Genomic DNA, 3050 nt, shown 5'->3' with positions numbered 1-3050 from the left:
TCCATTGCCGATACCTTCTTCTCAAGTGCCGTGATCCGGTCATCTGATACACCGGTTTCTGAAAATTCCATACTCGTAATCAGTTTCTCCTGGTGATCGGGCCCGTTCCCAAGAGATTTGATCGTTGCATCTGACATCGCATATAAATCACTACAGATGATCCCTGACATGTTAAAGGGAGGAGTCGGCCTCAGGCATGGGCCACAGGGCCGGGATGGCCGGCGGCTCGTCACCGGGACGCATTACAGAACCCATACTGCGACGGAGCAAGAGCACCCCTCTCATCAGAGGATTCGTGATCAATGAATAGACATCCATCATCAGAATCGTAAAACGAAAGGTTAAGACAAAAGACACAAGAGATCAATGCGCTGAACATCTGGGCCGAGATCACACACGTCATGTGCGGTATCGATGAAAACCTGAGCATGTGCTGAATGGGAGCAACTGTATGTCTACACCAGATTATTCAGTTTGAGTGAGTTTATGGTGAACAACGAAGACACAAACAGGAACAATATCTTCCTCATGGACCAGACCGCAAACCCGGCACCGCTCGGGCTGTGCGCATTCGGGACAACGACCATTCTCTTAAGCCTCTGGAACGCCGGGGTCATCGGCATCAGCAGTCCGATCATTGCCATGGCGATTTTCTATGGCGGCCTTGCCCAGATCATTGCCGGGCTCATGGAATGGAAGAAGAACAACAACTTCGGGTTTCTGACCTTTGTGAGTTTCGGGTTCTTCTGGATGACCTTTGCCGGCGTCTTCATTCTGCCGGCTTTCGGCCTTGCAAAGGCACCGGGGCCAGCTGATCTTGCCGCGTTCCTTACCGTCTGGGGTATCGTCGCATTCGGGCTCCTGATCTGTACTCTGAACATGCACCGGAGCCTCCAGGTGACCGTCCTTGCGGTGTTCCTGACGATCGCTCTTCTTGTTGCAGCAGAACTCACAGAAAGCGGCCTTGTCAAATTGGGCGCCGGCCTGATGGGTATTCTTGCCGGGGCACTTGCAATCTATATCGGGCTGGGCCAGGTTATCAACGAAATCCACGGCCGGAAAATAATTCCGGTCTGATCTTTTTTTTTGGTTACAAAAACGTAAACGTCTCCGGCACCAGCGTCTGGAGATCGACCATCACAGCCTGCGCCGGGGTCGGGTTCACGTTCATCTGTTTCTGGAACGCAGTCTGGGACTGCCACGTTCCTGCGTTGATCCCGAGCACCCCGCGATAGTTTGTCAGCCCCCTGATGTGCACGTGTCCCGTGTGCAGGATCTCCGGGATCGGGTCGATGATCAGGCGGTCGGATTTTCCCGCCGCAATCGGGGTGCGCCTCCCGTAGGCGGGGGCGAGGTGCCGGCGCTGGAGCATCTCCTCCATCATCAGCCCGCTCTGCTCGTAGGAGGCTCCAGGGATAAGCCCGATCATATCATCGATTGACCGGCCGTGGTACATCAGGACCCGCACGCCCTGCAGGTTCACGAGCGCCGGGTTCTCGACGAGCATGCAGTTCTCGGGGAACTTTTTCGTGAACTGCGCCGGGATCACCGGCTGCGGCTCGGCGCCCCGCACGACGTCGTGGTTGCCCGGTGCTGCAATAATTTTGATCCGGTGCGGGATTGCACTGATCAGATCGCCAAAAGCGTCGTACTGCTCGTAGATGTTCTTGATCGTCAGTTCCTGCTCCTGTCCCGGGAAGACCCCGATCCCGTCCACGAGGTCGCCTGCGATAAGCAGGTAGGAAGCGTCGGATTCCGCGAGCCAGTCGACAAACCGGTTCCAGGCCTCCTGAAGGAACGTATTGCTCCCCACGTGGACATCGGAGATGAAGACCGCCTTTCCCGGCTGTTCGCTCAAAAACGGCTTGTTATCGATCCTGATGTCGGGTCGGAACATCTGTTCAGCAAAGAAGAGTTTCCCGTCGTTTGAGAGCTTACCCTTGACACCGATCACCTCGTCCATGATCAGGCGCTCGGCATCGGCAAAGACCGGCCGGTCCTTCCGGAAGAGTACCGTGAGGTTTGCCGTGGTATCTTCGAGTTCCGCGATCCGGTGGCCGTTCGTAGTCGTCTTGACCTCGGCGACCATCCCGATCACGGTGCACTCCTCCTGCCGGTACCGGGGCGAGCGGGTGAGCCCTTCCATGGGCATCGCCCCGCACCGTGCCCGGATCATCGCTCCGAGCTTGCTGTACCGGTCCCGGAAATAGTGGAGGTAGTCCTCGGTGCCGTTGATGCTCCCCGATGTCCCCGGGCTCCCCGAGACGATCTCGACCGAGGGATCGGTTAAAAACCGCATCCCGTCCCGGGTGGCGTTCATGCCCGGGATGTGCTTTGCCGAGACCACGATGGTATCCTCCGGGACGCCGGCGATGATGCGCTCGATCAGGTCCGGGTTGTCCTGCTCCTGGATATACCGCACCACGTCGGGGTGCACCTGGAGCCGGGTATCGAGAAACCGGAGCGTGATCTCCTGCGCATCAAGCATAACGTAGTATATTGCAGCACCGGGAAAATAATCATATCATCCATGCACGAGTCTCTCCTGACTCCCGTCTCAGGGAATCCTTGATATCGTCGTCCGTTCTAACCCTGTTCACTTGCGGGTGCAAACCCGCCCGATACCATGCTCGATACCCTCCAGATGTTTATTCTGGCATTTGCCCTCGGCCTGACCGGCGCCCTTGCGCCGGGCCCCACGCTGGTTGCCACCATCAACGCATCGATCCCCGGCGGCTGGACGATGGGCCCGAAGGTGACGCTCGGCCATATGCTTTCCGAACTCGTCATCGTCCTTTTAATCGTGGCCGGCCTTGCAACCGTCGCGCTCCGGTACACCACCGCGGTTGCGGTCGTCGGGGGCGTGGCACTCGTCATCTTCGGTATCCTCACGATCACCGGGAGCCGGGGTGCCTCGCTTGCAGGGAGCGGCAGCGGGCGGGCAACCGTTGCAGCAAACCCGTACTTTGCCGGTTTTTTCACGAGCGTCGCCAACCCCTACTTCTGGATCTGGTGGCTGACCGTCGGGAGCGCGATGGTGATTGCCGGCC

At 58.0% G+C, this 3050-nt stretch carries 3 protein-coding genes; 2 read left to right on the top strand and 1 reads right to left on the bottom strand.

The features are described 5' to 3' along the window. Positions 1-486: 486 nt before the first annotated feature. Complete coding sequence (locus tag WCE46_RS04635) at positions 487-1077, top strand: acetate uptake transporter (RefSeq protein WP_424732530.1); 591 nt, start codon at positions 487-489, stop codon at positions 1075-1077. 13 nt (positions 1078-1090) lie between these two features. Here the strand turns inward: WCE46_RS04635 and WCE46_RS04630 are convergent, their stop codons facing one another. Beyond that, on the bottom strand, positions 1091-2488 hold the full coding sequence (locus WCE46_RS04630; RefSeq protein ID WP_424732529.1) for a DNA-directed DNA polymerase II small subunit: 1398 nt from the start codon (positions 2486-2488) through the stop codon (positions 1091-1093). Positions 2489-2626: 138 nt separating this feature from the next. Between WCE46_RS04630 and WCE46_RS04625 the strand changes: the two genes are divergently transcribed. Further along, positions 2627-3050 (top strand): LysE family transporter (locus tag WCE46_RS04625; RefSeq protein WP_424732528.1); only part of this gene is annotated, 424 nt, incomplete at its 3' end.

The organism is Methanoregula sp., assembly GCF_049690535.1.
Lineage (GTDB): Archaea > Halobacteriota > Methanomicrobia > Methanomicrobiales > Methanospirillaceae > Methanoregula.
This window is presented reverse-complemented; position numbering and strand designations above follow the sequence as displayed.

Bases quoted from the DNA above. Each gene is read 5' to 3' on its own strand.
- WCE46_RS04635 (WP_424732530.1), top strand. From the start codon at position 487: ATGGTGAACAACGAAGACACAAACAGGAACAATATCTTCCTCATGGAC.
- WCE46_RS04630 (WP_424732529.1), bottom strand. From the start codon at position 2,488: ATGCTTGATGCGCAGGAGATCACGCTCCGGTTTCTCGATACCCGGCTC.